The following is a 14,076-nucleotide window of genomic DNA, read 5'->3' as shown; positions in this document are numbered from 1 at the left end:
TCCCTTACCTTCCGACGATGAACGCGTCATCGTTGAAGTTCCAAAGCTCGGCCGATTCTGCGCCTTCATGCAGCACCACTTTGCGCGAGGCATCGACCGTACCGATCACCGCACATGCCAGCTCGCGTTCAACGAACAACTGTTCTACCTGAGCCGCGTGTTCTTCGCGTATGGACATCACGAAGCCAAAGCTGGGGAACGCGCTTAACCAGCGCAGGCGATCGTGTCCAGGCGGCGACGGCAGGCACGCAAGATCGATGCTCGCGCCTACGCCCGAGCATTCGAGCAGCATCAACGCGGTGCCGAGTGCGCCGGCCATGCTGATGTCCTTGGCGGCATCGCAGAGACCGCTTTCGGCGAGCATCGGCAGCAACTCGAGGTCGGCACGCAGGCGCGCGGCGGGTGCGCCAACCGAGGCATTCCAGAACGGATACGGGTCTTCGAACGCACCGCGCAGATCGACCGCCATCATCAGGCGGTCGCCGGGACGGGCGTTGAAACTGGACAGCAGTTTGTTCGCGCGCCCAAGGATTGCCACTGCCAGTTGGACCTGGTCGCTGCGCGTATTGCTATGGCCACCGACGATCGGCACGCCGTACGCGGACGATGCCGCCGCCATGCCCGCAAGCACTTCTTCCGCCGCACCCAGACCGTCGCTCCAGAGTGCGTCAACGACCGCGATCGGGCGGCCGCCCATCGCGTAGATGTCGCTGACGTTGACCATCACGCTGCTATAGCCGGCGAACCAGGGCATGTCGCGCACGAAGTCGCTGACCAGACCTTCAATAGCGAACAGGAGGTGGGAGTCTCCATCGGCAATGGCTGCGCAGTCGTCGCCTATGGCGACCGCTTGCGAACCGTCGGAAGCGTCACGCGGTATGTACCGGGCAAGCGACGACATCACGCCCGCTATATCGGTCTTGTGGCGAAAGCCGCGCGTTTCCCTTAGCGCGGCGACGAGATCCGTCAACGTCATGAAGTGCTCCGCGCGGGCGACTGATGCGTTGTGAAACCGCTCTGCGGTGTCACGCAAGGCGGGTAAAAGCCAAGGTCCGCCTGCATCAGATGATGCGGCCGCCCATGCATGAGTTCTTCAGAGAGCGTGGTCCAGTGCAGCGCATGAAACAACGGCGCGTTCTGGCTTTGCACATGCGCGAGGAATGTTGTGCAGCCGAGCGCATGCGCACTGCTGACGGCAAGCTTGATCAGCGTTGCGCCAAGCTTGCCGTGCCGCCGGAACGCGGCATGCACGGCGAGCCGCGAGCCGGTCCATACACCAGGTTCGTCCTCGTGAATCCGCACCGTGCCGACCACCTGTTCAGGCATCCCGCCAATACAACTCACCGCCACGAGGAGTTGCGCGCGTTCATCGATTTCATCGCGGTCATCGCCGATAAAAATCCCCTGCTCGATGCAGAACACCGCCCGCCGCAGCTTGTACGCTTCGTTCGCTTCCCAGGGCAGCGTGGTCCACTTGATCGTGTAGCTGGCGGGGGTATAAAGACGCGCGAGATCTTCGGTATCGGCAAGCATGATCAGACCTCGTAGGATGACAACGACGAACACGCACCGCATTTGCCGCAGCCCGCCTTGATATCGGCGGAGCGCATGCCGCCTGCCGACACCATCGCGCCAAGCGGTTGCAGGACCGACTTCATGAACTCCGGCGAAGGCGCGGGATGATCCTCTAGCGGCGTGCCGCTGATCGGCACGAACGGGACCACGAACGGATACACGCCGAGATCGACCAGCTCGCGCGAGATTGCGAGAATGGCCTCTGCCGTGTCACCGAGACCCGCGAGGATGTAGGTGCTCACCTGACCCCGGCCGAACACCGCCACGGCCTCCCTGAAGGCTTCCATGTAGCGCGAGATGGACACGCTCGCCTTGCCCGGCATGATCTGTTCACGCAGCGCCGGCGTGACCACTTCGAGATGCATGCCGAGCGTATCGATGCCGCTTGCGCGCATGCGCTCGAACCATTTGTCGTCATCCGGCGGTTCGCATTGCGCCTGGATCGGCAGGTCGACCGCGGCCTTGATGGCGAACGCGCTTTCGCACAGGATCTGCGCGCCGCGATCCTTGGTCGGCGGGGTGCCGGTGGTCAGGACCATATGCTTGACGCCATCGAGCAATACGGCGGCCCGTGCGACTTCCGCCAATTGCTCGGGCGTCTTGCGGGCGATCGTCCTGCCCGCTGCAAGTGATTGCCCGATCGCGCAGAACTTGCAGGTCTTCTTGCGGCTTTCATACCGGATGCAGGTTTGCAGCACGGTCGTGGCAAGCACGTCCGACCCATGCAGCGTCGCGATGTGCGAATAGGGCACGCCGTCGAAGGTCTGCATGGCATAGAAGCGCGGCGCCTTCGGGAAACTGATGCTCGCGATCGGGATCGAACCGCGCAGCAACGCACTGCTGCCGTTTGCATTGGGCGCGGATGCCACGAACGGCGAGTGCCATGCGGTGTTCGTATGCACGGGCACCATGATGGTCACGCCGTCGATGGTGACCGCCTTGTGATCGGACGGACCCGCGCCGCCGCGACGGCTGGCCACGCTGAGACCGGCACCCGCGCCCGGATCGGCGAGACGCAAGCCCGCCGATTGCAGTTCAGTCATCAATTGCCGGCTCACGGCCGACAAGGTCTCGTTCGCGTTCAAGGTGCAATCCCCCGGTTGAAGGTGAGAAGCTGTTCATGGGCGCCGACGTGACAGCGGGCCGGTCGTTGATGGCGAGGCTCAGCAGTTCGGGCCGCGCGTAGTGACCGACAGAATCCATCATGCGTTTGCGTTTGGTGATCAGCGACATATCCAGGTCAGCGATGACCATGCCCTCGCCTTCACGCAGCGGCGGGGCGAGATGCTGGCCCTCTGGCGAGATGATCGCCGTGTTGCAGCCGCCGCGAAGCGCCTTCTGCAGGCCCGGATCTTTCGTGATCGACTCGATCTGCGGTTCGGTCAGCCAGCCCGTGGAATTGATCACGAAGCAGCCGGATTCCAGTGCGTGATGCCGGATGGTCACCTCGATCTGTTCACCGAAGATGGGCCCGACCAGCGAGCCCGGGAACTGGCTGCAATGAATCTCTTCGTGCTGGGTCATCAGCGCATAGCGTGCAAGCGGGTTGTAGTGCTCCCAGCAAGCGAGTGCGCCCACCCGGCCGATGCTGGTTTCCGCCACCTTCAGGCCGGCCGCGTCGCCCATGCCCCAGATCATCCGTTCGTGAAACGTCGGCGTGATCTTGCGGCGCTTGAGCAGCAACTCGCCGTCGGTATCGAAGATCAGTTGTGCGTTGTATAAGCTGCCGTGATCGCGCTCGTTCACGCCGAGTACGACGACCATGCCGTGCCGCCGTGCCCGTTCCGCGACCGCATGCGTCACCGGACCGGGCACGACTACAGCTTCGTCATAGAGGCGCATGTGTTCGGGACCCGACGCCACCGGCGCCCGCACGAACGAAAAGTACGGGTAGTAAGGCAGGAAGGTCTCCGGAAAGACGATGAGCTGCACGCCCTGGCGTGCGGCGTCGTCGATCGTTTCGAGGACCTTCTCGAGCGTGCCACCGGGCCGTTCGAGGTCCGGTGCTATCTGGACCGCGGCGGCGCGGACGATTCTCTTGTCAGGCATGGTCGTTCCGTGTTGATGAAAGGCTTCGGACTTAAGCGTCAGACGGTCCAGGTGTTGATGATCAGCGCGCCGTCCTTGCGATGCAGCAACTGGATGTCGAGCACGTCGAGCGGGCTGATTGGCCTGATGCCTTCGATCAGCGAAGCCTCTCCCTGCCCATACAGCGCTTGCAGCGCAAAGCGGCACGCGTAGACCTTGCCGCCTTCCTCCATGAACTTCTGGATCTGCTTGTTGAAGTTCAGGTGACCGGGAAATGCTTCGTCGCCGAGTGTCGGGAAGCCGCGCTGAAGCCCGAGCGTCACGCCCGGCCCATACAGCAGCACCGAGGTTTCGAAGCCCTTGCGCAGCAGCCGGGTGGCTTGCAGCAAGTTGACGAAGCCGATGGAACCTTCGAACGCGACCGTGTGGAATGTCACCAGCGCCTTCTCGCCTGGCGTGGCCTTGACGTCTTCAAACACCTTTTCTTCATAATCGACAAGGTAATCGCCTTTCTTGTGCATCGGGGTATTGACGGCAGGCATTCTAATCTCCAGTAAATAGGCAATTTAATCAGTGGCGCCGCAGTTTTTAACCCGGCGCCGAACCACGAGATACGAAGCTGTTAATGCAACGGGCATGCCATTCAATGACTGTGTTAATGCGATCAACATCCGATCATTCAAACGATCATTGCACGCAGAGCAGTGAAAATTTTTTGCAATGGTCCCGAGGAGCCTTGACTTGAGGCCCGGTGGGGCAATGAGTACGCACCAGCATGGCGTGATCACAGTGGTGCGGCCGCGCCCGTCTGGTGCAATAAACACCGGATATGTGCATTGACCCCTGATTTATCGGATTCTCCATACAATCATTTAATGTCACATAAAGCGATCAATTTATTTTTTTCGAGCGCCGGCGTGCTATCGTTTTTTTAACTGTATTTATTCGTGAGCGTTTCATGGCCAGTCTTACTCATCACTGGATCAGAAAATTGACAGAAAGCCGCAAGCCGGCTTATTTGCTGATTCCCGAGTTAATTGAAGAAGATCTGGCGAGCGGGCGCTTGCGTCCGCGCGATCGACTGCCGGGTCTGCGCGACCTGGCTGACGAACTGCAGCTCAATTACACGACCGTGGCGCGGGCCTACGCCGAGGCGCGCAAAAGAGGGCTGCTTGACTCCCGTGCCGGCAGTGGCACGTTCGTACGCGGGCGGACCGCGACGCTGCCGCTGTCTGGCGGCAGCAGTGTCGAGATGACCATGAACATGCCGCCCGAGCCGGCCGAACTCGCCGCGCGCTTGCGCGATTCCGCAGCGCGGCTGTTGTCGGCTACGGACCCGTATCGGCTGCTGAGGTATCAGGATTTCGGTGGCACTGCTGACGATCGTGCCGCTGGAACGAAGTGGCTGAAGCGTCGTTTCGACGATTGCGACGAGGACAAGGTCCTGGTCTGTCCCGGCATTCATAGCGCGCTGGTGGCGTTGGTGTCGCAGCTTGCGCGGCCGGGCGGGACCATTTGCCTCGATACGCTGGCTTACCCGGGCATCAAGGCCATTGCGGCGCAACTGGGTGTGCGTTTGCAGGCGCTGGCACGCGACGACGACGGCCCGCTGGCCCATGCGTTCGAGGCGCTGTGCAAGAGCGACAAACCCAGCGCGTTCTATTGCAATCCGACGATCCAGAATCCGAGCACGGTGACATTGTCGTCGAAGCGGCGCGAGGCGCTTGCCGATGTCGCGCTAAGGTACAGCGTGCCTATTATCGAAGACGACGCGTATGGCATGTTGCCGGTCCAGGCGCCCGATGCGCTGGCTACGTTCGCCCCCGATCTGACTTACTACGTCACCGGGTTCTCCAAGAGTTTTGGCGCCGGTCTGCGCGTGGCTTACATTCGTGCGCCGTCCGCCCGGCGCTCCCAGCATCTTGCCGGAGCGCTGCGCGCGACGACGGTAATGGCGAGTCCCTTCACCGTGCTGCTGGCGACGCAGTGGGTCAGCGACGGTACAGCAGACCTCATGCTTGATGCGATTCGTGCGGAGTCCGCGGCGCGTCAGGAGCTGGCTGCGCGCGTGCTTTCCAACTGGAAGTTCGACGCCGATCCGGCCGGGTTCCATTTGTGGATGCCCATTCCGGCGGATTGCGGATGGAACGCGTCCGAACTTGCATTGCAGTTGCGCTCGCAAGGGATTGGCGCGGTTTCCGCATCGGCCTTCGCGACCGATGGCAATCCGCCCGAAGCCATTCGCGTATGCCTTGGCGGTCCGAAGAATCTTGATGAGTGTGAAGACGCGCTCAGGCTGATTGCGGACACTGTCGAACATCCTCATCATCTGCATTTGCCGGTGATGTAGGGGCTTGAGTTGCACGCCGTCGTCACGAAGTCTTGTTACGATGCACGCTTTCGTGTCGACTGCTTATCCCATGCGCAATGTCCGGCTCCTCGTTCGCTTAGCTTCGCTCACCGTTGCCGCGCTTTTTTTCTCCGCCGCTCACGCGGGCAACCCCGACGCGTTATGGCAGATCGTTCACAACTCGTGTGAGCCCGCCGCGCGCGGTGCCGATGTCCCGCAGAAATGTGTCGATGTCGATCCGACCGGCGGCTTCGCGGTCCTCAAGGATATCAACGGCTTTACCCAGTATTTATTGATTCCGACTGCTCGCATTGGCGGCATTGAAAGCCCCGATCTGCTGATACCAGGCTCGCCGAATTATTGGCGGGCGGCATGGGAAGCACGGCGTTTTGTTGAAGCGAAACTAGGGCAGGACCTTCGCCGCGACGAACTCTCGCTCGCCATCAACTCAACCAGCGGGCGAACGCAAAACCAGTTGCACATCCATATTGATTGTCTTGCCCCGGATGTGGTTCGCGCACTGCGTGAGCAAGGCCCGAAGATCGGCACCGAATGGACTGCATTCCCCACGCTATTACGCGGGCATGCATACCGCATTCGCCGTATTGATGACGCAGACCTTGCGTCTATCGATCCCTTCAAACTCCTGGCCCCGGATGTGGCGAGAGAGGGTCAGGTCATGGCTGACCAGACCTTGCTGCTCGCGGGTACCACGGCGCCCGACGGCAAGCCCGCCTTCTTCCTTCTCAACGACCACGTACAACGCGATACGGGCGACTTCGGGTCGTCGGAGGAGTTGCAGGACCATACCTGCGCCGTTGCGCGTTCGAAATAGGTCTGGGGATGGATTAGGAAACGAGGAAATAGAATTGCCGGAGCAAGCGATAGACCACCGACATTCGCGTGTCCCGTTTTCGGTGCTATTCGACGGCGATTGAGAATAACAGGGTCGCAAGGCCGCTCTCATCCAACGTGCCTTCCGCAACGTCCACCATGATGTCCTCCAGCACGTCGGACCTTGGTACGTCGTAGCCTTGCAAAGCGAGATAGGTCAACGCAGTTACCAACGCTGTTCTCTTGTTTGCATCGTTAAAGACGTGCCCCCTGGCGAGCGCTACTGCGGACATTGCTGCGATATCAAAAACATCCACGAGCTGCCCATAGAGCATGCGGCTCGCGATGCGTGCCAGTGCGCTCTCAAGCGGCGCCGACTCCGTGACCACCCGCAAGTCCCGGCTCTTGTCGCAAGATCAGGTCGTGAATCTCAACGACTTGCTGGGCGTCTATCATCGATTCGCGAGAGCCTTGATTACCTTCTCGTGCGTCGCGATAACACGCTTTGCAGCGCTCATCACCACCCGCGATCCCTCACTACCCTTCAACTGCATTTCAACAGGCCGCTGAGGTGAGGTTCGAACTTTAATCGTTACTCCATAATTTTTCATAGTCATTCACCTTTGTGTCTTTTCAACTCAAGTGAGGCCAAGCGGGTCCTTCACCGACTTTAAAAATTCTTGCTGGGTTGCATGCGACATAGCTTTCTTCTGATACACATTGCGTTTCATCATAACGCGCTTCGATCGCAATGAACATAACGGCGATGCCGGTCTCCGGCACGCCGTGTCAGGCAATGGCTCATCTGCGATTTTGTCTATTCGGGTCGACAAAATTTTACCGCAACGCCTTGGCGCGACAGAACCAAATTTTGCCCTAGCCCTCCATGCCGCTTCGCTGCACTATGTCGCTTCAACCAATCTGATTTGCAGGACGGGCATCATGAACAGCATGCGAACCATTGGCATGATCGGCGGCATGAGTTGGGAATCGACTACGGAATATTATCGGCTGATCAACCGGGATGTGCGCACGCGCCTTGGCGGCCTGAACTCCGCGCAAGTCCTGCTGCATAGCGTGAATTTCGCGCCGATCGAACAACTTCAGCGTGACGGACAGTGGAACATCGCGGGCATCCGGCTGGCCGACGCCGCGCGTCATCTCGAAGCCGGCGGCGCGCACTGCATCGTGCTCTGCACGAACACCATGCATCTCGTTGCGCCGCAAATTGCCGCAGCGGTGTCCGTGCCGCTCCTGCATATCGTCGATCCGACGGGCATCGAAGCGCAAAAGAGGGGCATACGCAAGGTCGGTTTTATCGGCACGGCGTTTTCAATGCGCGAAAGCTTTTTCCGCGACCGCCTGCAAGAACGGCATGGCATTTCGACGCTCTTGCCCGAGCCCGCCGAGCAAGCCGTCATTCACGACATCATCTATCGCGAGTTGTGTCTCGGGATCGTCAACGACGATTCCCGCAAACTGTATCGCGATGTCCTTCACGGGCTCGCTGCGCGTGGTGCGGAAGCGATCGTGCTGGGATGCACCGAGATCATGCTGCTGGTGAACGAAGCCGACAGCCCCGTACCGTTGCTCGATACCACCGCGCTTCACGCCCGCGCCGCCGTCGATTTCTCGCTGGCGCAAGCGTGAGCGATCAGGCGTTGAAGCTGCGGTTCAATGCTCGTGGCGATGCGTAAACACACGCGGACGCACGGCTTCGATTACTGCTTCGGGCAGGACCTGATGCAGCGTGCGCACCGTGAAGTCGAGGTCTTCCATTGCTACGTCGAAGATCAGCCGGAGGTCGTCGTGGTCGCGCGATGCCTGGCTGACATACACGCCCAGCGGCGAATGGAACAGCCGCCTGATGCGCTCGCGTGCCGCCTCGTCCTGCCTGCTGTGCAGGACGGCCGAGAGATGGACGCGGGAAACGCAAGGCGCTGAGATCGCTTCCTGCGCGGCGGGCCTTTTCGATGTAGCCGAGCCGGAAATTCTTTCAAGGACGAGGTTCATTACGCTGCAAGCTCCTGTATTCGGGATTCACTTGCAGCGTATCTTTTTGCGTGTAAACGCCACGTTAATATTGCTTGCGGCGCTGTATAGATCGCTTAATCGATGCCGTGGAATACCGCGTCGTCAGGTCCGATGTAAGCCGGCGACTTCCATGCGGCGTCGCGCATGGAGTGTTGGACTTGGCGCTCGACGCCCAAGAGCACCGCAAAAATCGCCATGCGCACCGGAATGCCATTGTCTGTCTGCCGAAAGATTGCCAGCCTTGGATCGTGATTGAGGTCGGTGCTCAGGTCGTTAGCCCCAGGCCGCCCGTCACGTGGTAACGGATGCATGATCAAGGTATCAGGCCCGCACACGCTGTCCACCAACGCCTGGTTAATCTGAAAATCCGGCGTGTAACCTTCAATGGATTCGTCCGCAAAACGCTCTTTCTGAATCCGCGTTGCATACACCACATCCGCGCCCTTCAACCCCGTCTGCAAGTCGTTGGTCTGCTCGATCACATGATCGTTGCGATTAATCTGATCGAGGATGGAAGCGGGCATCTCAAGCGAGGTGGGCGAGATCAGCGTGAACTTCAGTCCTCGATACAACGCCAGCAGCTTGGCTAGTGAATGGACCGTGCGGCCGTATTTAAGGTCGCCCACCATTGCTATATGCGAACCGTCGACAATCTTTCCCACGCGCGAAAATTCGCGCTGGATGGTGTAGAGATCGAGCAGCGCCTGACTGGGGTGTTCGCCGGGGCCGTCGCCGGCATTGATGACGGGCACGTTGGTCGCGCGCACGAATTCCGCCACCGAGCCTTTCTCCGGATGACGCACGACGAGCGCGTCGGCGTAGCCACTAATCACGCGGCTGGTGTCGTAGATCGACTCGCCTTTTGCCATCGACGAAAACGTGAAGCCGGTCGTGTCGCACACCGAGCCGCCCAGCCGGCAAAACGCCGCACCAAAACTGACACGCGTGCGTGTACTGGCTTCAAAGAACAGATTGGCAAGCACCGCGCCTTCGAGCACGCGCGTGATTTTCTGGCGGCGCGCGATGGGTTGCATGGTGTCGGCGACCTGGAACAGCGCTTCGACCGAATCACGGGAAAACTGATCGACGGAAAGCAGGTGCGGCCGGCCTTCGTGAAGAATGGATGGAGAATATACGCGTTGTGTATATTCGTCGCCGGATGGAATTCTTTCTACCAGCTCCATGACATAGCGGCTCGCAATCTCGGGCATGGCCCGCGATTCCGCCGATTCGTCCGGGAGCAGCCAGGTGTCCAATGCCCGGCGTGTCACGCCAATTCGGTTCGCGAACGCGTCGCGGGTCATGTTCAGACGGCGCATGGCATCGCGCAGGAGGGTTTGCTGTTGAGCTTGCACGATGGGCGCTCCGTAGGTGGTTATGTACGCGATGCGTATATTAAATCACTCGCCGAAAAGGTGCAATACGACATCACGCCTACTTGGGGCGCGCCGGTGTTCGAAGACATAAATGCCTTGCCACGTGCCGAGGACCATCCGGCCGGCATCGACGGGAATGGATAACTGGACTTGCGTCAGGGCGGTTCGCAAATGCGCTGGCATGTCGTCAGGACCTTCCGCGTCGTGGACGTAGCGCCCGGGCGCTTCCGGCGCAATGGTTTCGAAGAACTGTTCCAGGTCTGTGCGGACGTCGGGGTCGGCGTTTTCCTGGATCAATAAGGAAGCCGAGGTGTGCCGCAGGAACACGGTCAGCAGACCGGTGCGGACGTCCTGGAGATCGATCCAGCGATGGATGTCGCGGGTAATTTCGTGCAGTCCGCGCGTGCGTGTGGGCACGCTCAGATGATGGAGCGCCTGCTTCATGTCGATGTCTCCGGAAGGGAATGCGCGATTGGGGAAAGAGTCGCGCGTGCCTGTGAAGTTTATCGGCTGGAGCGGGTTTCGGCAGACATCGAGCGCGCGGATCGGACGAGGAAAATGCTGGCGGTGATCGTCGCGCGCTGCGGTCTTGCCGTACATGCGGCTCAATGGCCGAAGTAGGTCGATTGAGTGGCGTCGTCCGGCGCAACCTGCACGCGGGTACCCGATGCCGACGTGCCGTTGTCCGCCGATCCATACGACGAAGACGCAATGCCTTGTTGTTCGGCGACCCGTTGTTCGGCGGCCTGAATGTCCTGTGGGTAGTTGACGTCTTCACCGCCCGGGTTGTAGCCGGCTCTTTCCAGTTGAACGAGTTCGGCTTCGACTTGGGCGCGGGTGACGGGGATGTTGCTTTGCGCGAAAGCGAAGGCAGGGGCGGCCAGTGCCGACGAGATAACGAGAGCCGAAATAAGGAATTTTTTCATGATGACCTCAATAGTAAAGTTAGGATTCCGATTTGTTTAACCGGCTTGCATGGGTTGATTTGACGCGATGGATCAGTTCGCTGCGCTGGACGAGTTGCCGGCCGTTGCGCTGGCTACCGAGTTGGCGTGGGTCGTCTGGTTTTGTGCCAGGCGGGCTTCTTGTTGCTGTTCGAGTTGATGCGCGAAGATCGGGTTGACGTCGGGGTAGGACGTATCGGTGACAAAATCGCGGCCGTCCTGCTGAGCCTGGATCAACTCTTGATAGACCTGGGCACGGGTCTTGGTTTGAGCGAATGCGTGTGCCGAGGCAATAGTGGCGAGAAACAGTACTGCGACGCTAAGGGTTTTCATGGCTCTCTCCTGCGAGGTTGAATGTGTGCGGCTTGCAATGGAGAGAACCCGGAATGGCATCGGGATATTCCCGATGAATTTGATTATTTTTATGTTCGGAAGAATGAAAATTTATTTGAGGAGACGCGGAATAACCCGCTGGAGACGGTGTTTACGCGCGTAGGGGATTTTTACGCCTGGTGTGGAATAAACTCCGGCACTTCGTGTTCGCCCCTGTACGAACAGCCAAACATTGCCAGATCATGCCCATAACAAAACCCCCAACGGAACCCAGACTCTCGGAGTCGGACGTCCAGGCATTCGCCGACGGCATGCTCGATCCGAAACGCGCGGCGAGCGTCGCAACGTATTTGAAGAGCCGCCCTGACGAGGCGGATCGGGTCGCGTTTTACGGTCGCCTGAACTGGCAGATGCAGAACGCCTTTCACGAAACCGACAACGAAGATGCGCCACCTGCGCCGGCTCCGGTGAGGCGCATGTCAAGACGCAGCCTTCGTGCGCTGCTGGTCGCGGCAGTCATGATGCTGGCAGTCGCTGCCGCAGCAATCTTTGCGTTCGACATTTCCGATTCAGCGCTCGACAATGCCTCCATGATGGCGCTCGAACAGGCCGTCGCCGCCCAAGAGATGGCATCGGGTGCGGTGGGCTATGAAAGCTCGGTGAAGGTTTTGGCGAGCGCCCCAGATCTGTCCGGTGTCGGTTTTCGTGCCGTTGCGCGCCGGCAAATGTCCGTGGGGCCATTCGCTTCGGCAACCGAATTCGTCTACCGCAATCGAGGCGGCGAGGCCGCCGTGCTGCTTATGGCGCCGGGCCTGTTTGCGCAGCCGCAGCCTCAATGGAGAGCCCATCGCGTGGGCGCGAGCCGCTTGCTTGCATGGACGGCGGGTGGCAAGCGTTACGTGCTGGCGGGTCGTGCGAAGACTCGTGGCTTGATGCTGGCCGCCGACCTGATGACGGGCAGCTAGGTATCAGGCCGCTGCCATGAAGCTGCCGACGGCATAATCGCGCACTCGGCAAAAAAGCACGCCGACAACGGGAATATTTGCCACGACCCGGTGTTAGTCCATCATCAGGGCGGCGTTTTATCGAACGTTGCGTAAGCTTACAAAATGAAGGAAGGCCGATGGGCGTCCGTGACGAATTAATGGAGCATGTGCCGCGATTGCGCCGCTACGCGCGAGCACTGATCAACAATCGCGATCTCGCCGACGATCTGGTGCAGGACACGCTCGAACGCGCGCTCCGGCATACCGAGAAGTTTCAGTCCGGGACCGATCTGCGCGCGTGGCTGTTCACGATCATGCACAACGTGTTCGCGAATCAGGCGCGCCGGGCGGGCGTGAAGGCGGTGCATGTTTCCGTCGATGACGAGAACATTTCCGAGCGCGAATTTGCCGTGCCGGGCACGCAAACACAGTCGCTTGAAATGCGCGATCTGGACTTCGCGTTGCAGCGTTTGCCGCTTGACCAGCGGCAGGTCGTGCTGCTGGTAGGACTGGAAGAAATGAGTTACGCCGATGTGGCGCAGGCGCTGGAAATCCCGATCGGGACCGTCATGTCGCGCCTCTCGCGCGGACGTGAAAGACTGCGCGCGTTGATGGCCGGCGCGCAACCGGGCGCTAAATTACAGGTGGTGCGATGAGCGACCAACAAACACCCATCAGTGAAGACGAAATTCACGCTTATGTCGACGGATCGCTGGCGGAACATCGCCGCCAGGAGATCGATCGCCTGCTGGAACGCGACGAAGCACTGGCTACGAAGGTCAGCGACTATTTCTCGCTGAACAGCATGTTTCATGATCGCTATGACCGCGTGCTAAGCGAACCCGTGCCACAGCGTTTGCTACCACCGGAACCCAAGCGCTGGCGTGCTGCCGCCAATTGGCCGCAGTTCGCGGGCATGGCCGCGGCGCTGGTACTGGGCGTCGGGATTGGCGTGGCGGGCATGACAGGGACCATGGGCCACGACACCTCGATGCCCGGAAGCGGCGGGGGATCGGTGGAACGTGCAAGTTATGCCGTTGGCGAATCGTTCGCGCGGCAATCGGCGATCGCCCATGTCATGTACGCGCCGGAAGTGACGCGGCCCGTGGAAGTCGGCGCGGATCGGGAGCAGGAACTGGTGCAGTGGATCTCGAACCGGCTGGGTACGGACGTGCGTCCGCCCGTACTGACCCGCTCGGGCTTCGAGTTGATGGGCGGCCGCCTGCTGCCTGGCGACGACGGCCCGGTTGCGCAGTTCATGTACCACGACGCGAAGGGCGAGCGTATTACGTTGTGTATATCGCATCGCAAGATCAGCTCGGACACGACCGCGTTCAAGCTGTATCAGGACGGCTCGGTGAACGTATTTTATTGGATCGATGGCGATTTTGGCTACGCAGTGTCTGGCGCGATCGACCGGAAGGTGCTGCTTGACCTCTCACACGACGTCTATTCGCAGTTGACCGCGATGGGCGGGGCAAAGGCACCCTCGGGCGCTTCAGTGTCTACGCAATAAGTGACTGTATCTGTTCCGGGGCGCAGCGTTGGCCGGTTAATTGCACAGGCCCCGGAATATTCGGCTACGCAAAGTAGTTCACTACCATTGTAGAACCCCC

At 60.1% G+C, this 14,076-nt stretch carries 17 protein-coding genes; 6 read left to right on the top strand and 11 right to left on the bottom strand.

Going from position 1 to position 14,076, the window contains the following annotated elements; all coding sequences use genetic code 11:
- Positions 1-4: 4 nt before the first annotated feature.
- Genes ACSQ36_RS29575 through ACSQ36_RS29555 form a run of 5 tightly spaced genes read right to left on the bottom strand, consistent with a single transcriptional unit; the run spans position 5 to position 4,145 of the window.
- Positions 5-976 carry a sll0787 family AIR synthase-like protein gene (locus ACSQ36_RS29575; protein ID WP_436184703.1) on the bottom strand — a complete coding sequence of 324 codons (972 nt, stop codon included), beginning with the start codon at positions 974-976 and terminating at the stop codon, positions 5-7.
- A complete protein-coding gene (locus ACSQ36_RS29570) occupies positions 973-1,533 on the bottom strand; it encodes an MSMEG_0567/Sll0786 family nitrogen starvation N-acetyltransferase (protein ID WP_436184702.1) in 561 nt (186 codons plus the stop codon). The genes ACSQ36_RS29575 and ACSQ36_RS29570 overlap by 4 nt, the downstream gene beginning before the upstream one ends.
- A 2-nt stretch (positions 1,534-1,535) precedes the next feature.
- Positions 1,536-2,618 carry an MSMEG_0568 family radical SAM protein gene (locus ACSQ36_RS29565; RefSeq protein ID WP_436184976.1) on the bottom strand — a complete coding sequence of 361 codons (1,083 nt, stop codon included), beginning with the start codon at positions 2,616-2,618 and terminating at the stop codon, positions 1,536-1,538.
- Complete coding sequence (locus ACSQ36_RS29560; RefSeq protein ID WP_436184701.1) at positions 2,611-3,624, bottom strand: Nit6803 family nitrilase; 1,014 nt, start codon at positions 3,622-3,624, stop codon at positions 2,611-2,613. Before ACSQ36_RS29560 ends, ACSQ36_RS29565 begins: the two co-directional genes overlap by 8 nt.
- 38 nt (positions 3,625-3,662) lie before the next feature.
- A complete protein-coding gene (locus tag ACSQ36_RS29555; protein WP_213764490.1) occupies positions 3,663-4,145 on the bottom strand; it encodes an MSMEG_0572/Sll0783 family nitrogen starvation response protein in 483 nt (160 codons plus the stop codon).
- A gap of 416 nt (positions 4,146-4,561) precedes the next feature.
- Between ACSQ36_RS29555 and ACSQ36_RS29550 the strand changes: the two genes are divergently transcribed.
- Both ACSQ36_RS29550 and ACSQ36_RS29545 read left to right on the top strand, forming a co-directional pair.
- On the top strand, positions 4,562-5,953 hold the full coding sequence (locus ACSQ36_RS29550; RefSeq protein ID WP_436184700.1) for a PLP-dependent aminotransferase family protein: 1,392 nt from the start codon (positions 4,562-4,564) through the stop codon (positions 5,951-5,953).
- Positions 5,954-5,993: 40 nt separating this feature from the next.
- Positions 5,994-6,788: a CDP-diacylglycerol diphosphatase gene (locus ACSQ36_RS29545; protein ID WP_436184699.1), complete on the top strand. Its 795-nt coding sequence runs from the start codon at positions 5,994-5,996 to the stop codon at positions 6,786-6,788.
- Positions 6,789-6,873: 85 nt separating this feature from the next.
- Here ACSQ36_RS29545 and ACSQ36_RS29540 read toward each other — a convergent pair whose 3' ends face one another.
- A complete protein-coding gene (locus ACSQ36_RS29540; RefSeq protein WP_436184975.1) occupies positions 6,874-7,176 on the bottom strand; it encodes a type II toxin-antitoxin system death-on-curing family toxin in 303 nt (100 codons plus the stop codon).
- Between the two features lie 553 nt (positions 7,177-7,729).
- Here ACSQ36_RS29540 and ACSQ36_RS29535 point away from each other — a divergent pair.
- Entirely contained in the window at positions 7,730-8,437 is a 708-nt protein-coding gene (locus ACSQ36_RS29535) for an aspartate/glutamate racemase family protein (RefSeq protein ID WP_436184698.1), read from the top strand.
- 24 nt (positions 8,438-8,461) lie between these two features.
- Here the strand turns inward: ACSQ36_RS29535 and ACSQ36_RS29530 are convergent, their stop codons facing one another.
- From ACSQ36_RS29530 to ACSQ36_RS29510, 5 genes are all read right to left on the bottom strand, one after another.
- On the bottom strand, positions 8,462-8,800 hold the full coding sequence (locus ACSQ36_RS29530) for a hypothetical protein (protein ID WP_436184697.1): 339 nt from the start codon (positions 8,798-8,800) through the stop codon (positions 8,462-8,464).
- Between the two features lie 95 nt (positions 8,801-8,895).
- On the bottom strand, positions 8,896-10,140 hold the full coding sequence (locus ACSQ36_RS29525) for an aspartate carbamoyltransferase (RefSeq protein ID WP_436184974.1): 1,245 nt from the start codon (positions 10,138-10,140) through the stop codon (positions 8,896-8,898).
- A gap of 81 nt (positions 10,141-10,221) precedes the next feature.
- The gene (locus ACSQ36_RS29520) at positions 10,222-10,641 is read right to left on the bottom strand and encodes a secondary thiamine-phosphate synthase enzyme YjbQ (RefSeq protein WP_213764494.1); all 420 of its coding nucleotides are present in this window, start codon (positions 10,639-10,641) and stop codon (positions 10,222-10,224) included.
- A gap of 161 nt (positions 10,642-10,802) precedes the next feature.
- Complete coding sequence (locus ACSQ36_RS29515; RefSeq protein WP_213764495.1) at positions 10,803-11,123, bottom strand: DUF4148 domain-containing protein; 321 nt, start codon at positions 11,121-11,123, stop codon at positions 10,803-10,805.
- A 72-nt stretch (positions 11,124-11,195) separates the two neighbouring features.
- Positions 11,196-11,474 (bottom strand): DUF4148 domain-containing protein, encoded by a 279-nt coding sequence (locus ACSQ36_RS29510; RefSeq protein ID WP_436184696.1) that lies wholly within the window; start codon positions 11,472-11,474, stop codon positions 11,196-11,198.
- 242 nt (positions 11,475-11,716) lie between these two features.
- Between ACSQ36_RS29510 and ACSQ36_RS29505 the strand changes: the two genes are divergently transcribed.
- The 3 genes from ACSQ36_RS29505 (at position 11,717) to ACSQ36_RS29495 (ending at position 13,976) form a co-directional block, all read left to right on the top strand.
- Positions 11,717-12,439: a transcriptional regulator gene (locus ACSQ36_RS29505; RefSeq protein WP_436184695.1), complete on the top strand. Its 723-nt coding sequence runs from the start codon at positions 11,717-11,719 to the stop codon at positions 12,437-12,439.
- Positions 12,440-12,597: 158 nt separating this feature from the next.
- Positions 12,598-13,116: an RNA polymerase sigma factor gene (locus ACSQ36_RS29500; protein WP_165104522.1), complete on the top strand. Its 519-nt coding sequence runs from the start codon at positions 12,598-12,600 to the stop codon at positions 13,114-13,116.
- Positions 13,113-13,976: an anti-sigma factor family protein gene (locus ACSQ36_RS29495; RefSeq protein WP_436184694.1), complete on the top strand. Its 864-nt coding sequence runs from the start codon at positions 13,113-13,115 to the stop codon at positions 13,974-13,976. The genes ACSQ36_RS29500 and ACSQ36_RS29495 overlap by 4 nt, the downstream gene beginning before the upstream one ends.
- Positions 13,977-14,076: the final 100 nt, after the last annotated feature.

The sequence above is a fragment of the Caballeronia sp. LjRoot34 genome (assembly GCF_964253815.1).
Lineage (GTDB): Bacteria > Pseudomonadota > Gammaproteobacteria > Burkholderiales > Burkholderiaceae > Caballeronia.
The sequence above is the reverse complement of the archived record's forward strand: the minus strand, read 5'-3'. Positions and strand labels throughout refer to the sequence as shown.

What these genes read in the sequence shown, in the direction of transcription:
- ACSQ36_RS29575 (WP_436184703.1), bottom strand. Translation starts at nt 976, where the DNA reads ATGACGTTGACGGATCTCGTCGCCGCGCTAAGGGAAACGCGCGGCTTT.
- ACSQ36_RS29570 (WP_436184702.1), bottom strand. Translation starts at nt 1,533, where the DNA reads ATGCTTGCCGATACCGAAGATCTCGCGCGTCTTTATACCCCCGCCAGC.
- ACSQ36_RS29565 (WP_436184976.1), bottom strand. Translation starts at nt 2,618, where the DNA reads ATGACTGAACTGCAATCGGCGGGCTTGCGTCTCGCCGATCCGGGCGCG.
- ACSQ36_RS29560 (WP_436184701.1), bottom strand. Translation starts at nt 3,624, where the DNA reads ATGCCTGACAAGAGAATCGTCCGCGCCGCCGCGGTCCAGATAGCACCG.
- ACSQ36_RS29555 (WP_213764490.1), bottom strand. Translation starts at nt 4,145, where the DNA reads ATGCCTGCCGTCAATACCCCGATGCACAAGAAAGGCGATTACCTTGTC.
- ACSQ36_RS29550 (WP_436184700.1), top strand. Translation starts at nt 4,562, where the DNA reads ATGGCCAGTCTTACTCATCACTGGATCAGAAAATTGACAGAAAGCCGC.
- ACSQ36_RS29545 (WP_436184699.1), top strand. Translation starts at nt 5,994, where the DNA reads ATGCACGCTTTCGTGTCGACTGCTTATCCCATGCGCAATGTCCGGCTC.
- ACSQ36_RS29535 (WP_436184698.1), top strand. Translation starts at nt 7,730, where the DNA reads ATGAACAGCATGCGAACCATTGGCATGATCGGCGGCATGAGTTGGGAA.
- ACSQ36_RS29530 (WP_436184697.1), bottom strand. Translation starts at nt 8,800, where the DNA reads ATGAACCTCGTCCTTGAAAGAATTTCCGGCTCGGCTACATCGAAAAGG.
- ACSQ36_RS29525 (WP_436184974.1), bottom strand. Translation starts at nt 10,140, where the DNA reads ATGCGCCGTCTGAACATGACCCGCGACGCGTTCGCGAACCGAATTGGC.
- ACSQ36_RS29520 (WP_213764494.1), bottom strand. Translation starts at nt 10,641, where the DNA reads ATGAAGCAGGCGCTCCATCATCTGAGCGTGCCCACACGCACGCGCGGA.
- ACSQ36_RS29515 (WP_213764495.1), bottom strand. Translation starts at nt 11,123, where the DNA reads ATGAAAAAATTCCTTATTTCGGCTCTCGTTATCTCGTCGGCACTGGCC.
- ACSQ36_RS29510 (WP_436184696.1), bottom strand. Translation starts at nt 11,474, where the DNA reads ATGAAAACCCTTAGCGTCGCAGTACTGTTTCTCGCCACTATTGCCTCG.
- ACSQ36_RS29505 (WP_436184695.1), top strand. Translation starts at nt 11,717, where the DNA reads ATGCCCATAACAAAACCCCCAACGGAACCCAGACTCTCGGAGTCGGAC.
- ACSQ36_RS29500 (WP_165104522.1), top strand. Translation starts at nt 12,598, where the DNA reads ATGGGCGTCCGTGACGAATTAATGGAGCATGTGCCGCGATTGCGCCGC.
- ACSQ36_RS29495 (WP_436184694.1), top strand. Translation starts at nt 13,113, where the DNA reads ATGAGCGACCAACAAACACCCATCAGTGAAGACGAAATTCACGCTTAT.